This window comes from Kluyvera sichuanensis (assembly GCF_014218705.1).
Lineage (GTDB): Bacteria > Pseudomonadota > Gammaproteobacteria > Enterobacterales > Enterobacteriaceae > Kluyvera > Kluyvera sichuanensis.
In genome coordinates this window covers 47,698-72,336 of sequence record NZ_JABBJF010000003.1, presented here as the reverse complement: position 1 = coordinate 72,336, position 24,639 = coordinate 47,698, and the positions used below count along the sequence as shown (strand labels likewise).

The 24,639-nt window shown below is 56.0% G+C and carries 21 protein-coding genes; 3 read left to right on the top strand and 18 right to left on the bottom strand.

Annotated features, from left to right (window positions below; translation table 11 throughout):
• Positions 1–25: 25 nt before the first annotated feature.
• Positions 26–1,135 (bottom strand): AI-2E family transporter, encoded by a 1,110-nt coding sequence (locus HII27_RS04715; RefSeq protein ID WP_185666818.1) that lies wholly within the window; start codon positions 1,133–1,135, stop codon positions 26–28.
• Between the two features lie 160 nt (positions 1,136–1,295).
• On the opposite strand from HII27_RS04715, the gene HII27_RS04710 reads away from it, so the two are divergent.
• Positions 1,296–1,925 (top strand): NUDIX hydrolase, encoded by a 630-nt coding sequence (locus HII27_RS04710; protein ID WP_185666817.1) that lies wholly within the window; start codon positions 1,296–1,298, stop codon positions 1,923–1,925.
• A gap of 57 nt (positions 1,926–1,982) precedes the next feature.
• On the opposite strand, the gene nuoN is transcribed toward HII27_RS04710, so the two are convergent.
• From nuoN to lrhA, 14 genes are all read right to left on the bottom strand, one after another.
• The gene (gene nuoN / locus HII27_RS04705; RefSeq protein ID WP_185666816.1) at positions 1,983–3,440 is read right to left on the bottom strand and encodes an NADH-quinone oxidoreductase subunit NuoN; all 1,458 of its coding nucleotides are present in this window, start codon (positions 3,438–3,440) and stop codon (positions 1,983–1,985) included.
• Positions 3,441–3,446: 6 nt separating this feature from the next.
• Positions 3,447–4,976 carry an NADH-quinone oxidoreductase subunit M gene (gene nuoM / locus HII27_RS04700; RefSeq protein WP_185666815.1) on the bottom strand — a complete coding sequence of 510 codons (1,530 nt, stop codon included), beginning with the start codon at positions 4,974–4,976 and terminating at the stop codon, positions 3,447–3,449.
• A 100-nt stretch (positions 4,977–5,076) separates the two neighbouring features.
• Positions 5,077–6,918: an NADH-quinone oxidoreductase subunit L gene (nuoL, locus tag HII27_RS04695; protein ID WP_185666814.1), complete on the bottom strand. Its 1,842-nt coding sequence runs from the start codon at positions 6,916–6,918 to the stop codon at positions 5,077–5,079.
• Entirely contained in the window at positions 6,915–7,217 is a 303-nt protein-coding gene (nuoK, locus tag HII27_RS04690; protein ID WP_035892477.1) for an NADH-quinone oxidoreductase subunit NuoK, read from the bottom strand. The genes nuoL and nuoK overlap by 4 nt, the downstream gene beginning before the upstream one ends.
• Positions 7,214–7,768: an NADH-quinone oxidoreductase subunit J gene (gene nuoJ / locus HII27_RS04685; RefSeq protein WP_185666813.1), complete on the bottom strand. Its 555-nt coding sequence runs from the start codon at positions 7,766–7,768 to the stop codon at positions 7,214–7,216. The genes nuoK and nuoJ overlap by 4 nt, the downstream gene beginning before the upstream one ends.
• 11 nt (positions 7,769–7,779) lie before the next feature.
• Entirely contained in the window at positions 7,780–8,322 is a 543-nt protein-coding gene (gene nuoI, locus HII27_RS04680; protein WP_000172742.1) for an NADH-quinone oxidoreductase subunit NuoI, read from the bottom strand.
• A 13-nt stretch (positions 8,323–8,335) separates the two neighbouring features.
• A complete protein-coding gene (gene nuoH / locus HII27_RS04675; RefSeq protein WP_185666812.1) occupies positions 8,336–9,313 on the bottom strand; it encodes an NADH-quinone oxidoreductase subunit NuoH in 978 nt (325 codons plus the stop codon).
• On the bottom strand, positions 9,310–12,036 hold the full coding sequence (gene nuoG / locus HII27_RS04670) for an NADH-quinone oxidoreductase subunit NuoG (RefSeq protein ID WP_185666811.1): 2,727 nt from the start codon (positions 12,034–12,036) through the stop codon (positions 9,310–9,312). Before nuoG ends, nuoH begins: the two co-directional genes overlap by 4 nt.
• Positions 12,037–12,190: 154 nt before the next feature.
• Positions 12,191–13,528 (bottom strand): NADH-quinone oxidoreductase subunit NuoF, encoded by a 1,338-nt coding sequence (gene nuoF, locus HII27_RS04665; RefSeq protein ID WP_115073851.1) that lies wholly within the window; start codon positions 13,526–13,528, stop codon positions 12,191–12,193.
• Positions 13,528–14,028, bottom strand: a complete 501-nt coding sequence (gene nuoE / locus HII27_RS04660; protein WP_035892483.1) for an NADH-quinone oxidoreductase subunit NuoE — start codon at positions 14,026–14,028, stop codon at positions 13,528–13,530. The genes nuoF and nuoE overlap by 1 nt, the downstream gene beginning before the upstream one ends.
• Positions 14,029–14,030: 2 nt before the next feature.
• Positions 14,031–15,836, bottom strand: coding sequence for an NADH-quinone oxidoreductase subunit C/D (gene nuoC, locus HII27_RS04655; protein WP_115073849.1), 1,806 nt, complete (start codon positions 15,834–15,836; stop codon positions 14,031–14,033).
• 93 nt (positions 15,837–15,929) lie between these two features.
• The gene (nuoB, locus tag HII27_RS04650; RefSeq protein WP_002913178.1) at positions 15,930–16,604 is read right to left on the bottom strand and encodes an NADH-quinone oxidoreductase subunit NuoB; all 675 of its coding nucleotides are present in this window, start codon (positions 16,602–16,604) and stop codon (positions 15,930–15,932) included.
• 15 nt (positions 16,605–16,619) lie between these two features.
• Positions 16,620–17,066, bottom strand: coding sequence for an NADH-quinone oxidoreductase subunit NuoA (nuoA, locus tag HII27_RS04645; RefSeq protein ID WP_185666810.1), 447 nt, complete (start codon positions 17,064–17,066; stop codon positions 16,620–16,622).
• 626 nt (positions 17,067–17,692) lie between these two features.
• On the bottom strand, positions 17,693–18,634 hold the full coding sequence (gene lrhA / locus HII27_RS04640; RefSeq protein ID WP_185666809.1) for a transcriptional regulator LrhA: 942 nt from the start codon (positions 18,632–18,634) through the stop codon (positions 17,693–17,695).
• Positions 18,635–19,541: 907 nt separating this feature from the next.
• On the opposite strand from lrhA, the gene alaA reads away from it, so the two are divergent.
• Both alaA and yfbR read left to right on the top strand, forming a co-directional pair.
• The gene (alaA, locus tag HII27_RS04635; RefSeq protein ID WP_185666808.1) at positions 19,542–20,759 is read left to right on the top strand and encodes an alanine transaminase AlaA; all 1,218 of its coding nucleotides are present in this window, start codon (positions 19,542–19,544) and stop codon (positions 20,757–20,759) included.
• Positions 20,760–20,843: 84 nt separating this feature from the next.
• Positions 20,844–21,443, top strand: coding sequence for a 5'-deoxynucleotidase (yfbR, locus tag HII27_RS04630; protein WP_185666807.1), 600 nt, complete (start codon positions 20,844–20,846; stop codon positions 21,441–21,443).
• Between the two features lie 84 nt (positions 21,444–21,527).
• On the opposite strand, the gene HII27_RS04625 is transcribed toward yfbR, so the two are convergent.
• The 3 genes from HII27_RS04625 to HII27_RS04615 form a co-directional block, all read right to left on the bottom strand.
• On the bottom strand, positions 21,528–23,360 hold the full coding sequence (locus HII27_RS04625) for an SLC13 family permease (protein ID WP_185666806.1): 1,833 nt from the start codon (positions 23,358–23,360) through the stop codon (positions 21,528–21,530).
• Positions 23,361–23,461: 101 nt separating this feature from the next.
• On the bottom strand, positions 23,462–24,121 hold the full coding sequence (locus tag HII27_RS04620; protein ID WP_185666805.1) for a sugar phosphatase: 660 nt from the start codon (positions 24,119–24,121) through the stop codon (positions 23,462–23,464).
• An 11-nt stretch (positions 24,122–24,132) separates the two neighbouring features.
• Positions 24,133–24,627, bottom strand: a complete 495-nt coding sequence (locus HII27_RS04615; RefSeq protein WP_185666804.1) for a YfbU family protein — start codon at positions 24,625–24,627, stop codon at positions 24,133–24,135.
• Positions 24,628–24,639 lie beyond the last annotated feature (12 nt).

Sequence of the window (24,639 nt, the reverse complement as noted above, 5' to 3'; positions counted from 1 at the left end):
GCCGCCTTTTGCTATTTCGTGATCGTCATGCCTCGGGCGGGCTTTTGCCCTCTTCGATAAACTCTTCGTCCAGCCCCTCGACGTTCCCGGCGTGATCTCGCCCGGAGAAGAGGTTCCAGCAGGCGAGGAACAGCGCGGCAATCAGCGGGCCAATCACAAAGCCGTTGATACCGTAAATTTCCATACCGCCAATGGTGGTGATAAGAATCAGGTAGTCAGGCATTTTGGTATCTTTGCCCACCAGCAGCGGGCGCAGAATATTGTCCACCAGCCCGACAATAATCACGAAGAAGCCGACGATAAATAGCCCCTGCCACACCTGCTGGGTGGCGAAGAGGAAGATTGCCGCCGGTACCCAGATAATCGCCGACCCTACGGCTGGCACCAGCGAGAGAAACGCCATCAGCGCGCCCCAGAGCACGCTGCCGTCGATGCCGACAATAGCAAAGGCTATGCCGCCGAGCGTCCCCTGCACCACCGCGACCACCGCCGTGCCTTTGACCGTCGCCCGCGTGACGCCGACAAACTTGGCAAACAGGTGCTGCTTAACGATATCCGTCAGCGGTAAGGAGTCGAGGATCTGGCGCACCAGAAACGGCCCGTCTTTCAGCAGGAAGAACAGCAGATAGAGCATGATGCCGAAGCTGATGGCAAAGCCAAACGTCCCTTTACCAATCAGGAAGGCGCTGCCAGCAAGGTACTGCCCACCCGCCAGTGCGACGTCAGAGAGTTTTTTCTGGATCTGTGCGACGTTATCGAGATTGTGTTCTATCAGGAACCCGCGCGCCCAATGCGGCAGATGCGAGAAGAGGCTGGCTATCACCTGCGGAAAACGGGTGTTGTTCTCCTGCAGCTTGGTGTACACCACGTTTAGCTCAAGCGCCAGCGAGGAGAGGATCACCATCAATGGAATAAAAACGATCAGACAGATAATGCCGATAGTCAGCAGCGAGGCCAATCCGTTACGATCGCCCAGTACGCTGCGCAGTTTGTTTTTCACCGGGTTAAAGACGACGGTGAGTATCGCGGCCCACAGAATGGCGGAGAAATACGGCGACAGTACATCGAAGAATGCCCAGGTCACGAGCGCGAGAATGAAAATAAAGAAGCCTTTGGTCAATCCGTTAAATCGCATTAGTGAGTCCTGTTGCGGGGAAACAGTCTCGACTATAGAAGCGTTTAGCCGGATTTACCAGGCGGCATGTTCATTCTCCCTAACGGACAAGTGACCGCGCCTGGTAACCTACAAAGACCGTTTTCCGGCCCATTGACCGGAAGACACAACGGGAGGAAGCATGTCAGAAGTACTCAACGATAATGAACTTGCACGCATTGCCCAACGTTTACAAGCGCTGGCGCAGACCGGACTCACGTACACCAAAGACGCTTATGACCGGGAGCGTTATGAAGAGCTGATGGGCATCGCCGAACGAATGCTAACCGCGCGCTTTGACCTGCCGGAAGCCACGCTGAAAAATCTGCATAAGGTAGACACCGGCTACGCCACGCCAAAAACCGACGTGCGCGCCATCATTCTGCATGAAGGCAAGCTGCTGATGGTTCAGGAATCTGACGATAAAGGCTGGAGCCTGCCGGGAGGTTGGGCCGATATTGGCGATAGCCCTGCGCAAGCGGTCGAGCGTGAAGTGCGTGAAGAGACCGGGCTTGAGGTGAAGGTGAGCCGCCTTCTCGGCGTCTGGGACCGCAACCAGCACGGGCATCCGCCCTATCCCTGGCATGTCTATAAGCTGATTTTCCTCTGCGAAACGCTGGGCGGCGAGCTTGCCATCAGCCATGAATCGCTGGATATCGCCTACGTTGACCCGAACAATCTGCCGCCGCTCTCCCTGACGCGTATCGTGCCGGAAGAGATCCACGCTAGCATCCGCAGCATTCGTGAAAACGAACCGGTGTGGTGCGACTAGATATCCGGCAATAAAAAACCCCGCGTCGCGGGGTTTTTTCACATCGGTGACGATGGATTACATCATCGGCATCGCCAGGCGCACAATGCTAATCAGCGGCTGTGGATAGATACCCAGCACCAGTACCAGCAGCGCGGAGATCAGAACCACAATACCGCCTGCGCTGTACTGCCAGTTAGACGGCGCATCGCGGTTTGGTTTTTCCGGCGCGCTCAGGTACAGGCTCACCGCCACACGCAGGTAGTAGTAGAGACCAATCGCGGAACCGACAACCACCGCGCCAACCAGCCACCACAGGTGTGCCTGGACGCCGACGGCCAGCACGTAGAACTTGCCGATAAAGCCGAGGGTCATTGGGATACCGGCCAGAGACAGCATCATCACGGTCATCACCGCCGCCAGAATCGGACGGTGCCAGAACAGACCACGGTAGGCGTACAGAGACTCTGCATCCGGGCCGCGGTACGGGCTGGACATCAGGCTGACAACGCCAAACGCGCCGAGGCTGCTGAACAGGTAACCTGCCAGGTACACGCCAACGGTTTCCATCGACATCTCACCGCTATGCAGCGCAATCAGCGCCACCAGCAGGTAGCCGAGGTGAGAGATGGAGGAGTAACCGAGCAGACGCTTGATGTTGGTCTGGCTCAGCGCCATCAGGTTACCGAAGATGATGGAGGCGAAGGCGATAAGGCCCAGCACCACGCGTACCGCTTCGCTGTCGCCTACCGGCGCGTACAGGAACAGACGCATCACCACGCCAAAGATAGCAATCTTGCTGGCGGTGGCCAGGAAGGTTGATACCGGCGCAGGGGCACCCTGATAAACGTCCGGCGTCCACAGGTGGAACGGCACCAGAGAGAGCTTGAAGCCGAGGCCAACAATCATCATCCCCAGGCCTGCCAGCAGCAGCGGTTCGTGCAGCATGTTATCGCCGAGGCTCTTACCGAGCGCGACGAAAGACAGGTTGCCGGACTGCGCGTACAGCAGCGCCATACCGAACAGCAGGAATGACGATGCGGCGGCGGACAGAATGGTGTACTTGATGCTCGCTTCCAGAGAACGTTTCTGGCGGAACGCGTAACCAATCAGGCCAAACAGCGGCAGAGAAATCAGCTCAATACCGAGGAACAGCGCCGCCAGGTGGTTGGCGTTCGCCAGCAGAATGCCGCCGAGGGCAGCAATCAGCACCAGCAGGTAGAACTCTTCCTTGTTGTCGGTATAGCCCTCAAGCCACGGGTAAGCAAAGGTACAGGTCGCAAGGCTCGCCAGCAGCACCAGGCCAGTGTAGAACATGGCGTAGGCATCAACGCGCATCAGCGGCGTGACGTCCATCGCCCCCGCCTGACCAACAAACCAGAGCGAGACCAGCGCGGCGTTAAGCCCAAGCACTGACAGCGTGGCATTCAGGAAGTGATTGCGTCGCCACGCAATGGAGAGCATCACAACCACCACCGTCAAGCCGACGATCAGCAGCGGTAATAGCGCGATCAGTTGTTGTGGAGTTATTGTCATGGCGAATTACGGCCTTGTAGTTGAAACAGAATTAACAAACCACTGCTGGATGTTACTCATCGCAGAATGTGACGTGTCCAGAATCGGCTGCGGGTAGAAGCCCAGCAGAACCAGAAGCACGACCAGCAACAGGACGATAAACAGCTCGCGCAGCGACATCCCTGGCAGTTCTTTTGCCGCGATTTCACTCTTCGCTTTGCCAAAGTACGCACGGTGCAGCATCGCCAGCGAGTAAACGGAAGCGAACACCAGACCGAAGGTCGAAATCACCGTAATCGTCGGAACCACATGGTAGCTGCCGAACAGGATCATGAATTCGCCGACGAAGTTACCGGTACCCGGCATCCCCAGCGTACAGACCGCGAAGAACAGTGACAGCGCAGGCAGCCATTTAATTTTGCTCCACAGACCGCCCATCTGACGCATGTCGCGGGTATGCAGACGTTCGTAAAGCTGACCACACAGAATGAACAGACCGGCTGCGGACAGACCGTGCGCAATCATCTGGATAACCGCGCCCTGGTAAGCCAGTTGGCTGCCGGTGTAGATAGCAATCAGCACGAAGCCCATGTGGGAAACGGAGGTGTAGGCAATCAGACGTTTGATGTCGTACTGCGTGAACGCCATCCATGCGCCGTAGAAGATACCAATCACACCCAGCCACATGGCGATAGGCGCGAATTCTGCGGAAGCGTTCGGGAACAGCGGCAGCGCGAAGCGCAGCAGACCGTAGGCCGCGGTTTTCAGCAAGATACCCGCAAGGTCAACAGAACCGGCGGTTGGTGCCTGTGAGTGTGCGTCTGGCAGCCAGCCGTGCAGCGGAACCACCGGCATTTTCACCGCGAAGGCGATGAAGAAGCCCAGCATCAGCAGGTATTCCACGCCGTGGGACATTGGCGTCTTCAGCAGGTCCTGATAGTTGAAGGTCCATACGCCGGTCGCATCGTGGTGAACGAACACCAGCGCCAGGATGGCAATCAGCATCACCAGACCGCTCGCCTGGGTATAGATGAAGAACTTGGTGGCCGCCGTGATACGCGTTTTACCGTCGGAGGCTTTATGGCCCCACAGCGCGATCAGGAAGTACATCGGCACCAGCATCATCTCCCAGAAGAAGAAGAACAGGAACATGTCGATGGCCAGGAACACGCCGATAACGCCGCCCAGGATCCACATCAGGTTGAGGTGGAAGAAGCCCTGGTATTTCTGGATTTCATTCCAGGAACAGAGCACCGCCAGCACACCCAGCAGACCGGTCAACACCACCATCAGCAGCGACAGGCCGTCGAGCGCGAGGTGAATCGTTATCCCAAAGCGTGGGATCCACGGCAGGATGAATTCAGACTGCCACTGCGGCAGACCGGTGGATTGGGTGAGTGAGTAGCCGCCCTGCAGCCACAGCTGCAGGCCAAGCGCCAGCGTCAGTCCCATGGTGATCAGCGCGATCCAGCGCGGCATCTTCACGCCAAAGCGTTCGGTCTGCCAGCAGAGGAAACCGCCGATAAAGGGAATCAGTATTAGCCAGGGTAATAACATGGCAATTCATTTCCTTATTAATCTATCCGGAGGCGACAAGCCTGCCAGAACAGGAAAACAGCACGACATTTTCATGGGGAGGAAACTCCTCCCCAACGAATTAACGCAATACCATCAACAACGCCAGCACCACCACGGCACCGATGCTCATTGACGCAACATACCAGCGCAGATACCCGTTCTCGCTCAGTACCAGGCCTTTGCCTGCGAAGCGGGAGAGGATAGCCGGAATGTTCATCAAGGCATTGAGCGGGTCGCGCTTCAGCAGCCAGGCGATGCCAAGGAACGGCTTCACGAACACCTTGTCGTACAGCCAGTCGAAGCCCCAGGCGTTATACCACCAGGTCCCCAGCAGGCGGCCAGGTGCGCTGTTGGCGATGGAGGTCACCAGCGTGCGTTTGCCCAGCCACAGCCATGCGGCAATCAGGATCCCGGCAATCGCCACGACACCCGAGGTGATTTCCAGCGTCAGCACGCGGCCGTGTTCCAGTTCGGTCGTTGCCGGCAGTACGCCGTGCAGCGGTGGCACAATCAGCGCGCCGATAAAGGTCGACAGCACCATCAGCACGATCAGCGGCAGGTGGTGAGTAATCCCCTTCCCTGCGTGGGCGTGAATCTGCTCTTTGCCGTGGAAGACGATGAAGATCATACGGAAGGTGTAGAGCGAGGTCATGAATGCACCGACCAGACCCGCTACCATCAGGTTGATATGACCGTTCGCCATCGCACCGGCAAGGATTTCGTCCTTACTGAAGAAGCCTGCGGTAATCAGCGGCAGCGCGGAGAGCGCGGCACCACCGACCAGGAAGCAGGCATACACCAGCGGAATCGACTTACGCAGGCCACCCATCTTGAAGATGTTCTGTTCGTGATGGCAGGCCAGAATGACCGAGCCGGACGCAAGGAACAGCAGCGCTTTGAAGAACGCGTGGGTCATCAGGTGGAAAATCGCCGCATCCCATGCCTGTACGCCAAGCGCCAGGAACATGTAGCCAATCTGGCTCATGGTGGAGTAAGCGAGTACACGTTTGATATCGGTCTGTACCAGCGCGGCAAAGCCTGCCAGCACCAGCGTTACCGCCCCAATAATACCGACCAGATGCAGCACTTCCGGCGTCAGCAGGAACAGGCCGTGGGTACGGGCAATCAGGTAAACACCGGCGGTCACCATGGTCGCCGCGTGGATCAGCGCAGAAACTGGGGTTGGGCCAGCCATCGCATCCGCAAGCCAGGTCTGCAACGGCAGCTGCGCGGATTTACCCACCGCACCGCCCAGCAGCATCAGGGTTGCCCACATCAGCATGTTGTTGCCCGCGGCGAAGTGCGCCGGTGCCAGTTCAACCATTTCGCGGAAGTTCAGCGTGCCCAGCTCGTTGTAGAGAATGAACAGCGCGAACGCCAGGAATACGTCACCGACACGGGTCACCACGAAGGCTTTCATGGCCGCCGCGCCGTTCTTCGGATCGGTGTAGTAGAAACCGATCAGCAGATAGGAGCACAAGCCCACGCCTTCCCAGCCGAGGTACATCAGCAGCAGGTTATCGGCCAGCACCAGAACGACCATGCTGGCGATAAACAGGTTGGTGTAGGCGAAGAAGCGAGAGTAACCCTCTTCCCCACGCATATACCAGGAGGCGAACATGTGGATCAGGAAGCCGACGCCGGTCACCACGGAGAGCATGGTCAGGGATAGGCCATCCAGCACCAGGTTAAAGCCGATGTTGAAGTCGCCGACGGACATCCACGTCCACAGCGGCAGGCTGAAAGCCTGCTTGCCGTTGGCGAAGAAATCCATGCCAGCATACGCCGTGACCAGCGCCGCGAGGCCAATCGACCCGACGCCAACGGTGGCGGAGAGATTCTCCGACCAGCGTCCGCGGGAGAAGGCCAGCAGAACGAAGCCAATGAATGGCAGAATAATGGTTAAGGCAAGCATGTTCATCCGCGCAACTCACTTACTGAATCGATGTTCAGGTTCTGGCGGCGACGATGGAGCTGCAGCAGCAGCGCCAGGCCAATACTCGCTTCCGCAGCCGCGAGGGTAATGGCGAGGATATACATCACCTGACCGTCGGTCTGGCCCCAGTAGCTGCCGGCAACCACGAAGGCCAGCGCGGCGGCGTTAATCATAATTTCCAGCCCAATCAGCATAAACAGCAGGTTGCGGCGGATAACCAGACCGGTTAAACCCAGCACGAATAAAATCGCCGCGAGGATCAGCCCATGTTGTAAAGGAATCATGCGTGTTCCTCCGTTTTCCTTTTCGCGCTATCGCCAGCGCGGTTGCTCAGCACTTCGCCCATGCGGTCTTCACGACCGATATGGAAGGCCACAACCAGGCCTGCCAGCAGCAGCATCGATGCCAGTTCAACCGCCAGTACGTACGGCCCGAACAGGGCAATACCGACTTCTTTGGCGCTGATAGCGTTACCGTCAATACCCTGGTCGTTCAGGCCCATGATGGCGTACACCATCACCGCCAGCAGCACGGCGGACAGAACCGCCGGGCCAATCCAGATTTGCGGCTTCAGCCACTGACGTTCCTGGGCGATTTCAGCGCCGCCCAGGTTCAGCATCATCACCACGAAGACGAACAGCACCATGATGGCGCCCGCATAGACGATGATCTCCAGCGCACCGGCGAAGTAAGCGCCCAGCGAGAAGAACACCCCGGCAATAGCCAGCAGCGAGACAATCAGATACAGCAGCGCGTGTACCGGGTTAGTGTGCGTAATCACTCGCAGGGTCGCGAGGACAGCAATCAGGCCACAGATATAAAAAGCGAATTCCATTGCCCCTCTCCTTACGGTAACAGGCTCTTGACGTCGATAGGCTTAGCTTCGTTCTCTGCTTCGCCCTTATCTTTGCCGTCGATTGCCATACCCGCCATCCGGTAGAAGTTATATTCCGGGTATTTGCCCGGACCGGAAATCAGCAGATCCTCTTTTTCGTACACCAGATCCTGACGCTTGTATTCGCCCAGTTCGAAGTCCGGGGTCAACTGAATCGCCGTGGTCGGGCACGCTTCTTCACACAGGCCGCAGAAGATGCAGCGTGAGAAGTTAATGCGGAAAAACTCCGGATACCAGCGGCCATCTTTGGTCTCTGCTTTCTGCAGAGAGATACAGCCAACCGGGCAGGCTACCGCGCACAGGTTACAGGCAACGCAGCGCTCTTCGCCGTCCGGGTCGCGCGTCAGCACGATACGGCCACGATAGCGCGGCGGCAGGTAGACCGGCTCTTCCGGGTACATCTGCGTTTCGCGTTTGGCGAACGCATGCAGGCCGATCATCCAGATACTGCGTACCTGGGTGCCGAAGCCTACGAGTAATTCTTTTAAGGTCATGGTCTATAGCCCCTTATGGCTGCTGCCAGAGAATGACAGCCGCCGTTACCAGCAAGTTGATGAGCGTCAGCGGCAGGCACACTTTCCAGCCGAAGGACATTACCTGGTCATAACGAGGACGCGGTAACGACGCACGAATCAAAATGAACATCATCATGAAGAACGCGGTTTTCAGCGCGAACCAGATGAATGGCGGTAAGAACGGGCCTTGCCAGCCACCGAAGAACAGCGTCACGATCAGCGCCGACACGGTGACGATACCGATGTATTCCCCCACGAAGAACAGACCGAATTTCATACCGGAATATTCGATGTGGTAACCATCGGCCAGTTCCTGCTCCGCTTCCGGTTGGTCAAACGGGTGACGGTGACATACCGCCACGCCCGCAATCGCAAAGGTAATGAAGCCGAAGAACTGAGGAATGACGTTCCACAGGTGAGCCTGGTTATTGACGATGTCGGTCATGTTGAATGAACCGGCCTGCGCCACCACGCCCATCAGAGACAGACCCAGGAACACTTCGTAGCTCAGGGTCTGCGCAGACGCACGCATCGCACCCAGCAGCGAGTATTTGTTGTTGCTCGACCAGCCGGCGAACAGCACCGCGTAAACCGCGAGACCCGCCATCATCAGGAAGAACAGGATCCCGATATTGAGGTCGGCGACCACCCAGCTTGGGCTGACCGGCACAATGGCGAAGGCCAGCAGCAGCGAGGTGAAGGCGATAACCGGTGCCAGCGTAAAGATCATGCGGTCCGTAAATTTCGGAACCCAGTCCTCTTTAAAGAACATTTTGATCATGTCGGCAACCAGCTGGAGCGAACCGCCCCAGCCCACGCGGTTTGGCCCGTAGCGGTTCTGGAACAGGCCCAGAAGGCGACGTTCACCGAAGCTCATGAACGCCCCGCAGGTGACGACCACCAGCAGGATGACCACGGCCTTGATGATGCTAAGGAGGATCTCAATCAGATCCGGCGTTAACCAACTCATTGCTGTGCCTCCTGCAGATTCTCAAGACGCGCGCCCGCCAGTGCTGGAGCAATGCCCGGCATGCCCATCGGCAAACCAACCTGCCCTGCCACCAGCCCGCTGGAAATGACCAGCGGCAGCGTGACCGTCTGACCATCAAAGCTGAACGCCATCTTCGCGCCTTCGTTTACGCCAAGCGCCGCGGCATCGGCCGGGTTGAGCTTGAGGTAAGGCTGCGGCATCCGGCTCTGGAACACCGGTGCGCGCTGTGACATCTCGTCGCTACCAAACAGATGGTAGTACGGGGCCACGCGCCATTTCCCGGCTTCAGCCTGGAAGCTTGCCGGTACGGTGGTGAAGTAATCCAGACCGTTAGCAGACGCTTCAATCAGACGTACGCCCGGGTCACCGTGACGCAGTTTGCCGCCCACTTCCGCCTGGAACTTGTTCCATGCCTGCGGGGAGTTCCAGCCTGGAGCCCATGCAAATGGGATCTGCGAGCGCGGCGCGCCCGGCTGGTTGTTCCCTTCCATAGAGAAGGCGAACATGGTGTCTTTATCCTGCGGCTGACGCGGTTCGTGAACGCTGATGTTCGCGCGCATGGCCGTACGACCACTGTAGCGGTGCGGTTCACGCGCCAGCTTCTGACCGCGAATGCGGAAGGTCGCATCCGGCGCAGCATCTTTGATACCTGCCAGCTGCGGCAGCGCCGCGACGGCAGCGTCAATCACGTGGTCCAGCTGAGTCCAGTCAACCTGACGGTTTTCCAGGGTGCTGTGCAGCGAGTGCAGCCAGCGCCAGCTTTCCAGCATGATGGTTTTGCTGTCGTAGTAGCTTGGGTCATACACCTGGAAGAAGCGCTGTGCGCGACCTTCGTTGTTGATGACCGTACCGTCGCTTTCAGCAAAGCTTGCCGCCGAGAGCACCAGGTGTGCATGGTCCATAATCGCCGTACGCTGATGGTCAATGACCATCACCAGCGGAGCTTTATCCAGCGCCGCGTTCACACGGCTGGCAGCCGCATGACGGTGCAGGTCGTTTTCCAGCACGATAACCGCATCGGCAGCGCCGCTTTCCAGCTCGTTCAGGGCGTCATCCAGAGAGCCGCCGCCAATCATGCCGAGGCCAACGCTGTTCACCGCACGAGCAATCATCGTCACGCCAACGTCAGAACCGCGCGCTTTCAGGGCTTTCGCCACGTTCGCTGCAGCCTGAATCACTTCAGCGCTACCGGCGTTGGTGCCGGAGATAATCAGTGGTTTTTTCGCCCCGGCCAGCGCCTGAACGATCACGTCGATCTTGCCCTGTAGATCACGATCGATACCGTCAACGGCCGGCGCGTTGTTGTCCAGCGCATGGGCAATGGCGAAGCCTAAACGCGCCTGATCTTCTACCGGTGCGCGGTAGGTCCACGCGGCGATATCGTCCAGACGGGTGTCGTCCACGTTAGTGACAAACAGCGGGTGTTTTGCACGCTGGCCGATGTTCAGGATTGCTGCAATCTGCCAGTCAGCCACTTTCTGGGCCGCTGCCATTTCACGCGCTTTACCTTTCACCGCCTGGCGTACCGCCAGCGCAACGCGAGCGCCGGTCTGGGTAACGTCTTCGCCCAGCACCAGTACCGCATCGTAAGATTCGATTTCGCGCAGCGCCGGCGTATGAATGCCGCCTTCGCGCAGCACTTTCAGCGCCAGCTGCAGACGTTCCTGCTCGCCTTTGGCGATGCCGGTGTAGAAGTTATCCGCACCCACCAGTTCACGCAGCGCGAAGTTGCTTTCCACGCTCGCACGTGGAGAACCGATACCAATCACTTTCTTCGACTGACGCAGAATATCCGCCGCGCCCTGCATCGCCTGCTCGGCGTTGAGGGTGATGAGGTCATCGCCACGACGCTGAACCGGCTGACGCGGACGGTCTTTCAGGTTCACATAGCCATAGCCGAAACGACCGCGGTCGCAGAGGAAGTAGTGGTTAACGGTACCGTTGTAGCGGTTTTCGATACGACGCAGTTCGCCGTAACGCTCGCCCGGGCTGGTGTTACAGCCGATGGAGCACTGCTGGCAGATGCTTGGCGCAAACTGCATGTCCCACTTACGGTTGTAGCGCTCGGAGTGCGTCTTATCGGTAAATACGCCGGTCGGGCAAATTTCAACCAGGTTACCGGAGAATTCGCTTTCCAGGGTACCGTCTTCTGGACGGCCAAAGTAGACGTTATCGTGCGCGCCGTATACACCGAGATCGGTGCCGTCAGCGTAGTCTTTGTAGTAACGCACGCAGCGGTAGCAGGCGATGCAGCGGTTCATTTCGTGAGAGATGAACGGCCCCAGGTCCTGGTTGCGGTGGGTACGCTTGGTAAAGCGATAGCGACGGAAGCTATGACCGGTCATTACGGTCATATCCTGAAGGTGGCAGTTACCGCCCTCTTCACAGACCGGACAGTCGTGCGGGTGGTTAGTCATCAACCACTCCACCACGCTCTCGCGGAACTGCTTCGCTTCTGCGTCGTCGATAGAAATAAAGGTGCCGTCAGATGCCGGTGTCATACAGGACATCACCAGGCGGCCACGCGTGTCTTCCGCGTTCTGATATTGCTTCACCGCACACTGGCGGCAAGCACCGACGCTCCCAAGCGCCGGGTGCCAGCAAAAGTAGGGAATATCAAGACCCATAGAGAGACATGCCTGTAGCAGGTTGTCCGCTCCGTTGACCTCGTACTCTTTGCCGTCTACATGAATCGTAGCCATTAGCGTGCTTCCAAATTAAAAAAATCGTTACCACTTCCTCATTCAGGCTGCCTCTGCGTTGGCTGCCTTCATTCACCCCAGTCACTTACCAATGTAAGCTCCCGGGGATTCACTCAGTTGCCGCCTTGATGCAACCTGAATGAGTTTGTGGGAATCACCAGCGCGTCTTTAGCAGGTTCGGCTGAATCCCGTTAATTGCATGGGTGTTGCTGAACTGCTGCTTGATGCCTGCTTCGAATTCTTCGCGGAAATATTTAATGGCGCTCTGCAGCGGCTCAACCGCACCAGGCGCGTGCGCGCAGAAGGTTTTACCCGGCCCTAAGAATCGACACAGTTGCTCAAGTGTCTCGATGTCGCCAGGCTGGCCTTCACCGCGCTCAAGGGCGCGCAGAATTTTGACGCTCCACGGCAAGCCGTCGCGGCACGGTGTACACCAGCCGCAGGACTCACGGGCGAAGAACTCTTCCAGGTTACGCACCAGCGGAACCATGCCGATCTCGTGGTCGACGGCCATTGCCAGCGCGGTACCCAGACGGCTACCCGCTTTACCGATGCTTTCAAACTCCATCGGCAGGTCAAGGTGCGATTCGGTCAGGAAGTCAGTCCCTGCGCCGCCCGGCTGCCAGGCCTTAAATTTCAGGCCATCACGCATACCGCCAGCGTAGTCTTCAAGGATTTCACGCGCGGTGGTGCCAAACGGCAGTTCCCAGACGCCTGGGTTTTTCACACGCCCGGAGAACCCCATCAGCTTGGTGCCGGCATCTTTACTGGTGGAGATGTTCTGATACCACTCAACGCCGTTGGCCAGAATCGCCGGAACGTTACAGAGGGTCTCCACGTTGTTGACGCAGGTCGGTTTACCCCACACACCAGAGCTCGCCGGGAACGGCGGCTTAGAACGTGGGTTAGCACGACGGCCTTCAAGGGAGTTAATCAGCGCGGTTTCTTCACCGCAGATGTAGCGCCCTGCCCCGGTGTGCACGAACAGCTCGAAGTCAAAACCGGTGCCGAGAATGTTTTTCCCAAGCAGGCCCGCTTCGGTCGCTTCCGCAATGGCGCGACGCAGGTGCTGTGCGGCTTCAATGTATTCACCACGCAGGAAGATGTAGCCGCGGTACGCCTTCAGGGCGAACGCGGAGATCAGCATGCCTTCCACCAGCAAGTGCGGCAGCTGTTCCATCAACAGGCGGTCTTTATAGGTGCCCGGCTCCATTTCATCGGCGTTACACAGCAGGTAACGGATGTTCATGGATTCGTCTTTCGGCATCAGGCTCCACTTCAGACCGGTGGAAAAGCCCGCGCCGCCGCGCCCTTTCAGGCCAGCGTCTTTGACCTGGTTGACGATCTCGTCCGGGGCCATCCCGGAGAGCGCTTTACGCGCACCGGCATAGCCGTTTTTCGCCTGATACTCTTCCAACCACACCGGCTGTTTGTCGTCGCGAAGACGCCAGGTCAGCGGATGGGTTTCGGGAGTCAGAATAATATTTTTCATTATTTATACTGCTCCAGCAGGTCAGGAATGGCTTCCGGCGTCAGATGGCTGTGAGTGTCCTCATCAATCATCATGGTCGGCCCCTTGTCGCAGTTGCCCAGGCAGCAGGTCGGCAGCAGGGTGAAGCGGCCATCAAAGGTGGTTTGACCCGGTTTGATGTCGAGCTTCTTCTCAATCGCGGCCTGAATGCCCTGATAACCGGTGATGTGACACACCACGCTGTCGCAATAGCGAATCACGTGACGGCCAACCGGCTGGCGGAAAATCTGGCTGTAGAACGTTGCCACACCTTCTACGTCGCTTGCCGGAATATCCAGAACCTCGGCAATCGCGTAAATCGCACCGTCCGGTACCCAGCCACGCTGTTTCTGAACGATCTTCAGCGCTTCGATGGACGCCGCACGCGGGTCTTCGTAGTGGTGCTTCTCGTGCTCAATAGCTTCACGCTCTGCCGCACTCAGCTCAAAAGCCTCGGTTTGTGGTTGTTGATTCTCGTGCATAATTAGCGGTCCACGTCTGACATAACAAAATCAATACTACCCAGATAGACGATAAGGTCTGATACCAGGCTGCCACGGATCGCCGACGGAATCTGCTGCAGGTGCGCATAGCTCGGCGTACGGATACGGGTGCGGTAGCTCATGGTGCTGCCGTCGCTGGTCAGGTAGTAACTGTTAATACCCTTGGTCGCTTCCACCATCTGGAAGGACTCCTGCGCCGGCATAACCGGGCCCCAGGAAACCTGCAGGAAGTGGGTGATCAGGGTTTCAATGTGCTGCAGCGTGCGCTCTTTCGGTGGCGGCGTGGTCAGCGGGTGATCCGCCTTGAACGGGCCTTCCGGCATGTTGTCGAGGCACTGCTGAAGAATGCGCAGGCTCTGGCGCAGCTCTTCCACTTTCAGCATCACGCGGGTGTAGCAGTCAGAAACGCCACCGCCGGTCGGGATTTCGAAGTCGAAGTTTTCGTAGCCAGAGTATGGACGCCATTTACGCACGTCGAAGCCGATACCGGTCGCACGCAGGCCAGCACCGGTGGTGCCCCACTCCAGCGCTTCTTTTGCGGTATAAGCAGCAACGCCGACGGAGCGGCCTTTCAGAATGGTGTTACGCAGCGCGGCTTTCTCGTAAGAGTCCAGACGCTTCGGCATCCACTCGAGGAATTCACGCAGCAGACGATCCCAGCCGCGAGGCAGGTCGTGCGCCACGCCGCCGATGCGGAACCAGGCCGGGTGCATACGGAAGCCGGTAATCGCTTCGACCAGGTCATAGATTTTCTGACGGTCGGTGAAGGCGAAGAAGACCGGCGTCATCGCGCCGACGTCCTGAATGAACGTCGAGATGTACAGCAGGTGGCTGTTGATGCGGAACAGTTCGGAGAGCATCACGCGAATCACGTTCACGCGGTCCGGCGTGGTGATACCCGCCAGTTTCTCTACCGCCAGCACGTACGGCATTTCGTTCACGCAGCCGCCGAGGTACTCGATACGGTCGGTATACGGAATGTAGCTGTGCCAGGATTGACGCTCGCCCATCTTCTCAGCGCCACGGTGGTGGTAGCCGATGTCAGGTACGCAGTCGACAATCTCTTCGCCATCAAGCTGCAGAATAATACGGAATGCACCGTGCGCAGACGGGTGGTTCGGGCCGAGGTTGAGGAACATGAAGTCCTCGTTTTCGGTCCCGCGCTTCATGCCCCACTCTTCCGGTTTGAAGGTCAGCGCTTCCATTTCCAGATCCTGCTTGGCTTTCGTCAGCTCAAACGGGTCGAATTCGGTGGCGCGCGCCGGGTAGTCTTTACGCAGCGGATGGCCTTCCCAGGTCGGCGGCATCATGATGCGGCGCAGGTTCGGGTGACCGTTAAAGGTAATGCCGAACATTTCCCAGGTTTCACGCTCATACCAGTTGGCGTTCGGGAAAAGTTTGGTGATGGTCGCGACGTTCAGGTCGTTTTCAGACAATGCCACCTTGAGCATGATATCGCGATTGCGGTCTATTGAGATCAGGTGGTAGAAAACGGAAAAGTCCGCGGCAGGTAAACCTTCGCGGTGCGTACGCAGACGTTCGTCCATGCCGTGGAGATCGAAAAGCATGACGTAAGGCTTTGGCAACCTCTTCAGGAAGTCGACAATTTCGAGCAGCTGTTCGCGCTTAACCCATACAACGGGTATCCCGGTGCGAGTGGCCTGAACGGTAAAAGCATCCGGCCCAAAACGGTTGCGCAGTTCGCCGATGACCGGATCATCAAGGTGATCGCGGGTTTGCCATGCGGCTGCGTCTTGCGCGGTTAAATCGGTCATATTGTTCACCATTGCAAAAGGTCCGTGGTGACTGCCGGGGGTGGCCTTCGCGCTGTTGTATATTGGTTTGCGAAGTCAAAAAGTGCCACCGCCCGCAGGCGCAAATTAAATCTCGTCCGGTGTCCGCAGATTCGTCACCGCAATGCGTTCGCCGCGTTTACGCTCGCGCTCCGACTGCATGTTGGCGCGGTAAACGCCCTGATCGCCAACAACCCACGACAGTGGGCGACGTTCTTTACCAATGGATTCCTGCAGCAGCATCAGCGCCTGCATGTAGGCTTCCGGGCGCGGAGGGCAGCCTGGAATATACACGTCGACAGGAATGAATTTATCCACGCCCTGCACCACGGAGTAGATGTCATACATACCACCGGAGTTTGCACAGGCGCCCATTGAGATAACCCATTTCGGTTCCAGCATCTGGTCGTACAGGCGCTGAATAACCGGAGCCATCTTGGTGAAGCAGGTACCGGCAACCACCATCAGGTCAGCCTGACGTGGGGACGCACGCAGTACTTCCGCACCAAAACGCGCAACGTCATGCACCGCAGTGAATGACGTCACCATTTCAACGTAGCAGCAAGAAAGGCCGAAGTTGTAAGGCCAGATTGAGTTCTTACGGCCCCAGTTGACCATGTCGTGAAGCGCGTGTTCGAGTTTCCCCATGTACACGCTTTTGTTCACCTCTTGCTCCAGGGGATCGGTAACAATCTCCTGTTTTTGCAGGGGGTAACGGTCGTTCTCACCGTTAGGATCTATGCGGGTGAGCGTATAATCCATCTTATTGCCTCGCTTTTACTGCGTATTACGGTTAGTGACGCTGTCGGTTTCTGGGTTAGCCAGCGTGCGGCGAGAACGCGCAGGCGTCCAATCAAGCGCGCCGATGCGAACGAGGTAAACCAGACCAGCCAGCAGCACAAATATGAAAATGGCGGCTTCGATAAAGCCAACCCAACCGCTCTCGCGAATGGACGTTGACCAGGCGTAGAGGTAGAGCGCTTCAACGTCGAAGATGACGAAGAACATGGCGACCAGATAAAACTTAGCCGACAGACGCAAACGAGCGGAGCCAACGGAGTCGATACCCGATTCAAACGGGGTGTTTTTGCTTCTTGCGCGTGCGCGACCACCAAGGTACCAGCCGCCGATTAACATCAGGCAGCACAGGCCAATGGCAATGATCAGAAAGATAGCGAATGCCCAGTGATGAGCGATGATTTCAGTGGATGTTGACATACGCATTGCTTAACCAAATAAGTAGCATTACCACCTCTGCTCTTACCGGCAGATGGACGCTACATCGATTCATGGGGAGGATTAAAAAACCAACAAACAGCCCAATTCGAAACATAGACCGCAAAATGTGGAGGTTTTTTACTCCTTTCTATAACCTTTTGTCAACTTTAACAAAAGTTTCCTCACATTAATTTACATCAAAAGCATTTCATTAACATTACGTGCCCTTTGATTTGATTCAGCTCAATAGACCCTGCGGTTTACCTGTTGTTGAATCGTGTCCGTTTTGTAGCGACAACAAGAATTACCCTTCTATTTTGACAGGATTTTCTAATGATTCCTCCCCCCAATGAGGAGTATTTTCTTGATCTAAGACACGCTTTTGTTAATTCGACCCGCAAAACGGCAACAATCTATCCGTTTTTTTAACATTAGCAGGTGATATGACTTTGCGTTTAATGGTAGGGCATTTGAAGAGGAAAATAATTCTAATTGCATGATTATTATCACATTATTAGATTTATTTTTTTTCTGGCTACGTAGAAGTACGAAAAAAGAACCGCAAACGGATTTTTCTTCGTCTACGATTCTTTTTTGCATTCACATTTTGTTACTACATTTTGAGCGAGTTGTTAATCAAAGTCCCTCTCATGAATAAGGGAATTATCTCCCCCTTCCGAGGTATAACTGCCAGCATTCGGCCACGGATCGTAACGCTGTTCCTGAGACTGGAAAATCATCTGCGCCAGCTCGTTTTCGCTCTCCACGTTGTAGCTGAGCATATATTCCGTTTCCGGTAGGTCTGGCATCCCCTCTCCTTTGCCGAGGGCGCGGAGATCCGGGCTCATCATCTCGGCCGGCCGACCGGTCACGCCAAGACCCGCTTTAACCGCAGCGCGAACGGCGGAGAGCGTTGAGGCAACGTATGCCAGACGCCACGCGATACCGGCGGCATCCAGCGTTTTGATAATCATATCGCGGAACGGACTTGGATCGTCGAGCAACACCAGCGGTACCGGCTCTTCCGGGCGCAGGGTGAAGTCCGCCGCACAATACCAAAGCGTAGGCGACGTACGTAAAATCGTCGACTCAAAACCTTCCAACGGATGCGTCGTCAGCGCCAGATCGACCTCTTTGCTTTTCAGCATCTCGGCCATCACGCAGTGACGTTTAACCCGCACATCCAGCGCCAGCTTCGGATAGGCAGAGCTAATGCGGTTCAACAGGAACGGGAGAATGGTATCAGAGGACTCATCTGATGAGCCGAGCGTTAGCTGCCCCTGCAGGGAGCTAAACATTAGCGACGTGCATGCTTCATCGTTGAAGCGCAGAATTTTTCGCGCATAGCCCAGCAGTTGGATGCCATGTTCGGTGAGGAGCTTATTACGCCCATGGCGGGCAAAGAGCTCTTTCCCCACCAGTTGTTCCAGGCGCTGCATTTGCTGGCTGACGGCAGATTGAGTGCGGCACACCGCCGCCGCCGCCGCCGCGAAGGTGCTCAGGTCGGCAACAGCAACAAAGGTTCTCAGCAGATCGAGATCGAGGTTCAGTATCGGACGATTGGCATTTATCATATTAATCCACTTACAGGTTCGGAGATCCGACCTGCCTAATTGATGCTGCACTCAAAAGTTCAGGCTAATCCTTTAAATCATCTTTCACCAATCATTGACGAATGACTGCCTGATGAGTGTCAGTATTAAATTTTCTGTTACTACCGTGAGTAACAGTTCCTTTTGCAATATATCCTTTGCCCTGAGGCTAATAATCCATTTCGTTCTGGGTTCACTCTCGCGTAAGAAGCTGTAGGGGTGCCACCGCGATAATGCATCAGAATGAAGATTGTATGTATAAAAGAAGCCAATAAATCCAATGAATAACATCAAGTTATGGAATCAGCCTTGATAATCATCAACAAAAACAGCTAATGAGAGTCTGGCGCTCATCCTCATATTAACCGAAAACCATAAGATTTATAAGCCTTAAATAAGTTCTATCTCAATAAAGAAAAAGGTTTAGATTCAAAACAATTTAAGAAATCTAACAATTCACAGGCATTACTTTTCAAAATATAAGAAAATATTAATTTTCATCATCAGTAATCCTTAACATCAACTTCACAAAAATGGGTATCACCCCTAATCCTTATTCGCCATTATTTAATTAAAAATTAAAAATATTGAAGAATGCTTAAAGTATATCGAGCAACCTTAGCACCTAAGCTAAATCATTTTCTTTTTACCAGGCATAAAATCCATACATCAACCAAACTTTAGTGATTTGCACTATTGAACAATAAATTAACAAAACATCCCACAACGATAGCCCTTATCAGACAGTAAAAAACAATGTACCAACAACGCAAGATGAACAAAATCTTCTACTGTTAACCCTTCAAAACCCCGGGGATGCGGAGTACATTGTTCCGTGCTGACTTCCACGGCAGGGAGTGGCAATAACAGCTAAAAAGGTCAACGATTCATGTCCCCCATTGAAAAATCCAGCAAGTTAGACAACGTATGTTACGACATTCGTGGCCCAGTTCTTAAAGAGGCGAAGCGTCTTGAAGAAGAAGGCAATAAGGTCCTTAAACTTAACATCGGTAACCCGGCACCTTTCGGGTTTGACGCGCCGGATGAGATTCTGGTTGACGTGATCCGTAACCTGCCTACCGCTCAGGGCTACTGTGACTCCAAGGGGCTGTACTCCGCCCGTAAAGCCATCATGCAGCACTACCAGGCGCGCGGCATGCGCGACGTGACGGTAGAAGATATTTATATCGGCAACGGCGTATCTGAGCTTATCGTTCAGGCGATGCAGGCACTGCTGAACAGCGGTGATGAGATGCTGGTTCCCGCGCCAGATTATCCGCTGTGGACCGCGGCCGTTTCGCTCTCCAGCGGTAAAGCAGTGCACTACCTGTGCGACGAATCTGCCGACTGGTTCCCGGATTTAGACGATATCCGCGCTAAGATCACGCCGCGCACCCGTGGGATTGTCATCATTAACCCCAACAACCCAACCGGCGCGGTCTATTCCAAAGAACTGCTGCTGGAGATTGTTGAGATCGCCCGCGAGCACAACCTGATCATCTTCGCCGATGAAATCTACGACAAGATCCTCTACGACGAAGCGCAGCACCATTCGATCGCCGCGCTGGCGCCGGATCTGCTGACCATTACCTTTAACGGTCTGTCCAAAACCTATCGCGTTGCCGGTTTCCGTCAGGGCTGGATGGTGCTGAACGGGCCGAAGAAACACGCCAAAGGCTATATTGAAGGGCTGGAAATGCTGGCTTCCATGCGCCTGTGCGCTAACGTTCCGGCGCAGCACGCTATTCAGACCGCGCTGGGCGGCTATCAGAGCATCAGCGAGTTCATCACACCAGGTGGTCGACTGTACGAACAGCGCAACCGCGCGTGGGAGCTTATCAACGAGATCCCAGGCGTCTCCTGCGTGAAGCCGAAAGGCGCGCTATATATGTTCCCGAAAATTGACGCTAAGCGCTTTAACATCCATGACGATCAGCGCATGGTGCTCGACTTCCTGCTGCAGGAGAAAGTGCTGCTGGTTCAGGGTACCGCCTTTAACTGGCCGTGGCCGGATCACGTGCGTATCGTGACTCTGCCGCGCGAAGATGACCTGGAGATGGCGATTACCCGCTTTGGTCGTTTCCTGTCGGGCTATCACCAGCTCTGATGCTACTTATGGCCGCTGGTATTTGCATCCAGCGGCCATCTCTGCGCACAATGCCTTTACTGTTGTTAACGCGTAAGGGTCGTTATGAATCAGAGTCATTTTTTTGCCCACCTCTCCCGCCTCAAGTTAATCAACCGCTGGCCGCTGATGCGCAACGTGCGCACCGAAAACGTCTCTGAACACAGTCTGCAGGTCGCGATGGTCGCCCACGCGCTCGCCGCCATTAAAAATCGTAAGTTCAACGGTCAGGTTAACGCCGAGCGTATTGCGCTGCTGGCGATGTATCACGACGCCTCTGAAGTCTTAACCGGAGATTTACCTACGCCGGTGAAGTATTTCAACTCGCAGATTGCGCAGGAATATAAAGCGATCGAGAAAATCGCCCAGCAGAAGCTTATCGATATGGTGCCGGAAGAGCTGCACGATATTTTTGCGCCGCTGATCGACGAACATCAGAGCAGCGATGAAGAAAAAGCGATTGTGAAACAGGCTGACGCGCTGTGCGCATACCTGAAATGCCTGGAGGAACTGTCGGCGGGAAACAATGAATTCCTGCTGGCGAAGGGCCGTCTGGAGAAGACGCTGGCCTCACGCCGCAGCGAAGAGATGGACTATTTTATGGAGGTGTTTGTGCCAAGCTTCCATCTTTCGCTTGATGAAATAAGCCAGGATTCGCCGCTGTAGCTGTCTGTATTCCCGGCGTCGCATTCGCTCGGCCGGGCTACGTTCAATGTGTAGCCCGACCGAGCGCAGCGACGCCGGGGAAAATCAGAACGGGAACAAAATCGGCACCAGCACCACGCAGACAATCATCACCAGGACGGTAAACGGCACGCCGATTTTCACAAAGTCGCTAAAGCTGTACTTCCCAGGCCCCAGCACCAGCGTATTCACCGGTGAAGAGACCGGCGTCATAAACGCAGCGGACGCCGCCATCGCCACTATCATCGCAAACGGATAGGGAGACACCCCCATCGATTTCGCCGTCGCCAGCGCAATTGGCGCCATCAGCACCGCCGTTGCGGTGTTGGAGATAAACAGGCCAATTGCCGCGCACATCACGAACAGGCAGCCCAGCATCAGATAAGGTCCCTGCCCGCCGCCGATGTCCATCAGCCCTTTCACCACCAGATCGACCCCGCCGGTTTTTTGCAGCGCCAGCGCGAACGGCATCATGCCGACAATCAAAATAATGCTCGGCCAGTGAATAGACTTGTAGGCGCTCTGGGCGTCGATACAGCGGAATTTCCCCATCAGCAGGCAGGCAATAATCGCCGCAATCGGGTTTGGAATTTCATCGGTCAGCATCAGCGCAACCATCAGCACCAGGCAGAAGATGGCGTGGGGAGCCTGGCTGTGCGCCGGTGAGGCATCGCTCACTTCTACCGGCAGATTCAGCACCACGAAGTCGCGGCCGTTTTGCGCCAGTTGGCTAATCAGCTTCCAGTTGCCTACCACCAGCACGATATCGCCCAACTGCAGCGGTTCATCCACCACCGAGCCGTCCAGCGCCTCGCCGTCGCGCTTCATGCCAACCACGTTCAGGCCGTAGCGGGTACGAAAGCCCATTTCACGCACGCTTTTTCCGAGCAGTTCAGATTCAGGGATCAGCGACACCTCAGCCATCCCCACGTCCAGCGCCTGGTCGGAGAAATACTCACCGCGCAGTACCATCGGCTCCAGCATCTGCTCGCTGCAGAACTGGCGCAGGTCAATTTCCGCCGCCGACATATCGATCAGCAACACATCGCGGGCGCGGAATTCCGACACCCCGTTCACGTTCACAATCACCCGACGAAAACGACGCCAGCGCTCAACGCCGATAATGTTCGCGCCGTAACGTTCGCGCAGCTTCATGTCGTCCAGACGCTGACCAATCATCGGCGAGCCGGGGCGAATCGCCAGACGACGGGCACGCCCGGTAAGGTGATAATCGCGGATAAGGTCACGGAAAGTGCTGCGTTTGCGGCCATCGCGCGACGTATTGCCGTCGTCACCTTTCAGCATAAAACGCATCACCAGCATGTAGAAGATGCCGAGCACCAGCACCACAAGGCCAATCGGCGTAACGCTGAAGAAACTAAAACCTTCCAGGCCTTCGCGAATCAGCTCACTGTTAATCACCAGGTTTGGCGGCGTGGCGACCAGCGTCATCATGCCGCTAATAAGCCCGGCGAAGCTGAGCGGCATCATCAGGCGAGAGGGAGAGATATTCATGCGCGCAGAGACGCTGAGCACCACCGGAATGAATATGGCCACGACCCCGGTGGAGCTCATAAACGCCCCCAACCCGGCCACCGTCAGCATCAGGAAAACCAGCATTTTGGTTTCACTGCTTCCCGCGGCCTGCACCAGCCAGGAGCCCATATTGGTTGCCACGCCGGTTCGCACCAGGCCATCGCCGATAATAAACAGCGCGGCAATCAGAATAACGTTAGGATCGCTAAAACCAGAAAACGCTTCGCTGAGCGTCAATGTACCGCTGAGAACAAAAGCGACAATAATGCCCAAAGCGATCGCATCCATGCGGACTTTGCCGGTGGCAAAAAGGACAACCGCAATCGCTAACAGACAGAGCACCCAAATCAGTTCACCGTTCACAACATTTCCTTGTCATCAATTAAGCGGTTAGAGAATCAACTAAAAGGCGTTCACCATAGTGACAGAAAAAAGCCCCAACGGTGTGGGGCTAAATCATAAGATCAGGCATTCTGCGTGACGTTGACCGTGCCATCCGGCAATTTCTCAACGCGTAGCGCCGAGAGCGTGGAGAGTACAAAATCAACCTCAAGCAGCTCCGGCGTTTCCGGCGGCATGTTAACAGCAGCCACGTGACAGCCAGCCGCGAGGCCAGACTGCACGCCCGCGGGCGCATCTTCCACCACCAGACATGCCTGCGGTGGTAGCGCCAACTGTTCAGCCCCTAGCAGATAGGCATCCGGCTGCGGTTTACCGCGCTTCACCTGTTCGGCGGTAACAAAGGCGTTCGGCTGCGGAAGCCCGGCGGCGCGGTGGCGCGCATAGGCCACCGGAATCGACCCCGAAGTCACAATTGCCCACGGAATCGCGTTGGCTTCCAGATGCTCCAGCAGTTCAACGGCGCCCGGCAGCGCGCGGATACCGTTAAGATCCCCCGCTTCTATCTGCTCCAGCCGTAAGAACTCCGCCTGAATTTCCGCTTCCGATTTTCCGGGCATAAAGTGGCGCAGCGTGGTGATCGCCTGTTTGCCGTGGATGTAGTCCAGCACCGCTTCCGGGTCAACGCCGTAGCTGTCGGCCCACAGACGCCAGGAGCGTTCAATCACCGCCAGCGAGTCCACCAGCGTGCCGTCTAAATCAAAGAGGAAACCTCGACACTGCACGGTAGCCTCCATCAGGCGTTGATGATTTGGTTAATTTCGTTGCTGCTCAGGTGATACTGGCGCGGGCAGCTATGCCAGACGTTCAGCATGCGCTGGTATTTATCCCACATTGGGGTTTGCGCGTTAAAGCCGTGGGTGCCGGCATCAAAGTGGGTGTAGCGGCCTTCAATGTTGACCATAAAGCGAACGTAGCCGAGGAATCGCGCTTCGGTAGCCGCATCAAAGCCGAGGAAGGTGACGCGGCGTTCGTCGATGGTGCTGGCGTCTTTCAGGTTGGTCCAGGAGACGTGCAGCGCGTGGTACATTTCCATGATGTCGATAACAATACGACAGGTCTCTTCTTTGAGTTCCCCAAATTCCCTATCCAGTTCACGCATCTGTAAACCATAACCACGTTCGATGATGGTCTGCAGGCGGCGGTAGCGCTCAGCGTTGTCGGGATCAAGCATAGTCATCATTTTGTATTGGTTAGACAAAATCAGACGTTGAGCATGGGTCATTTCCATTTTTCGACTCCT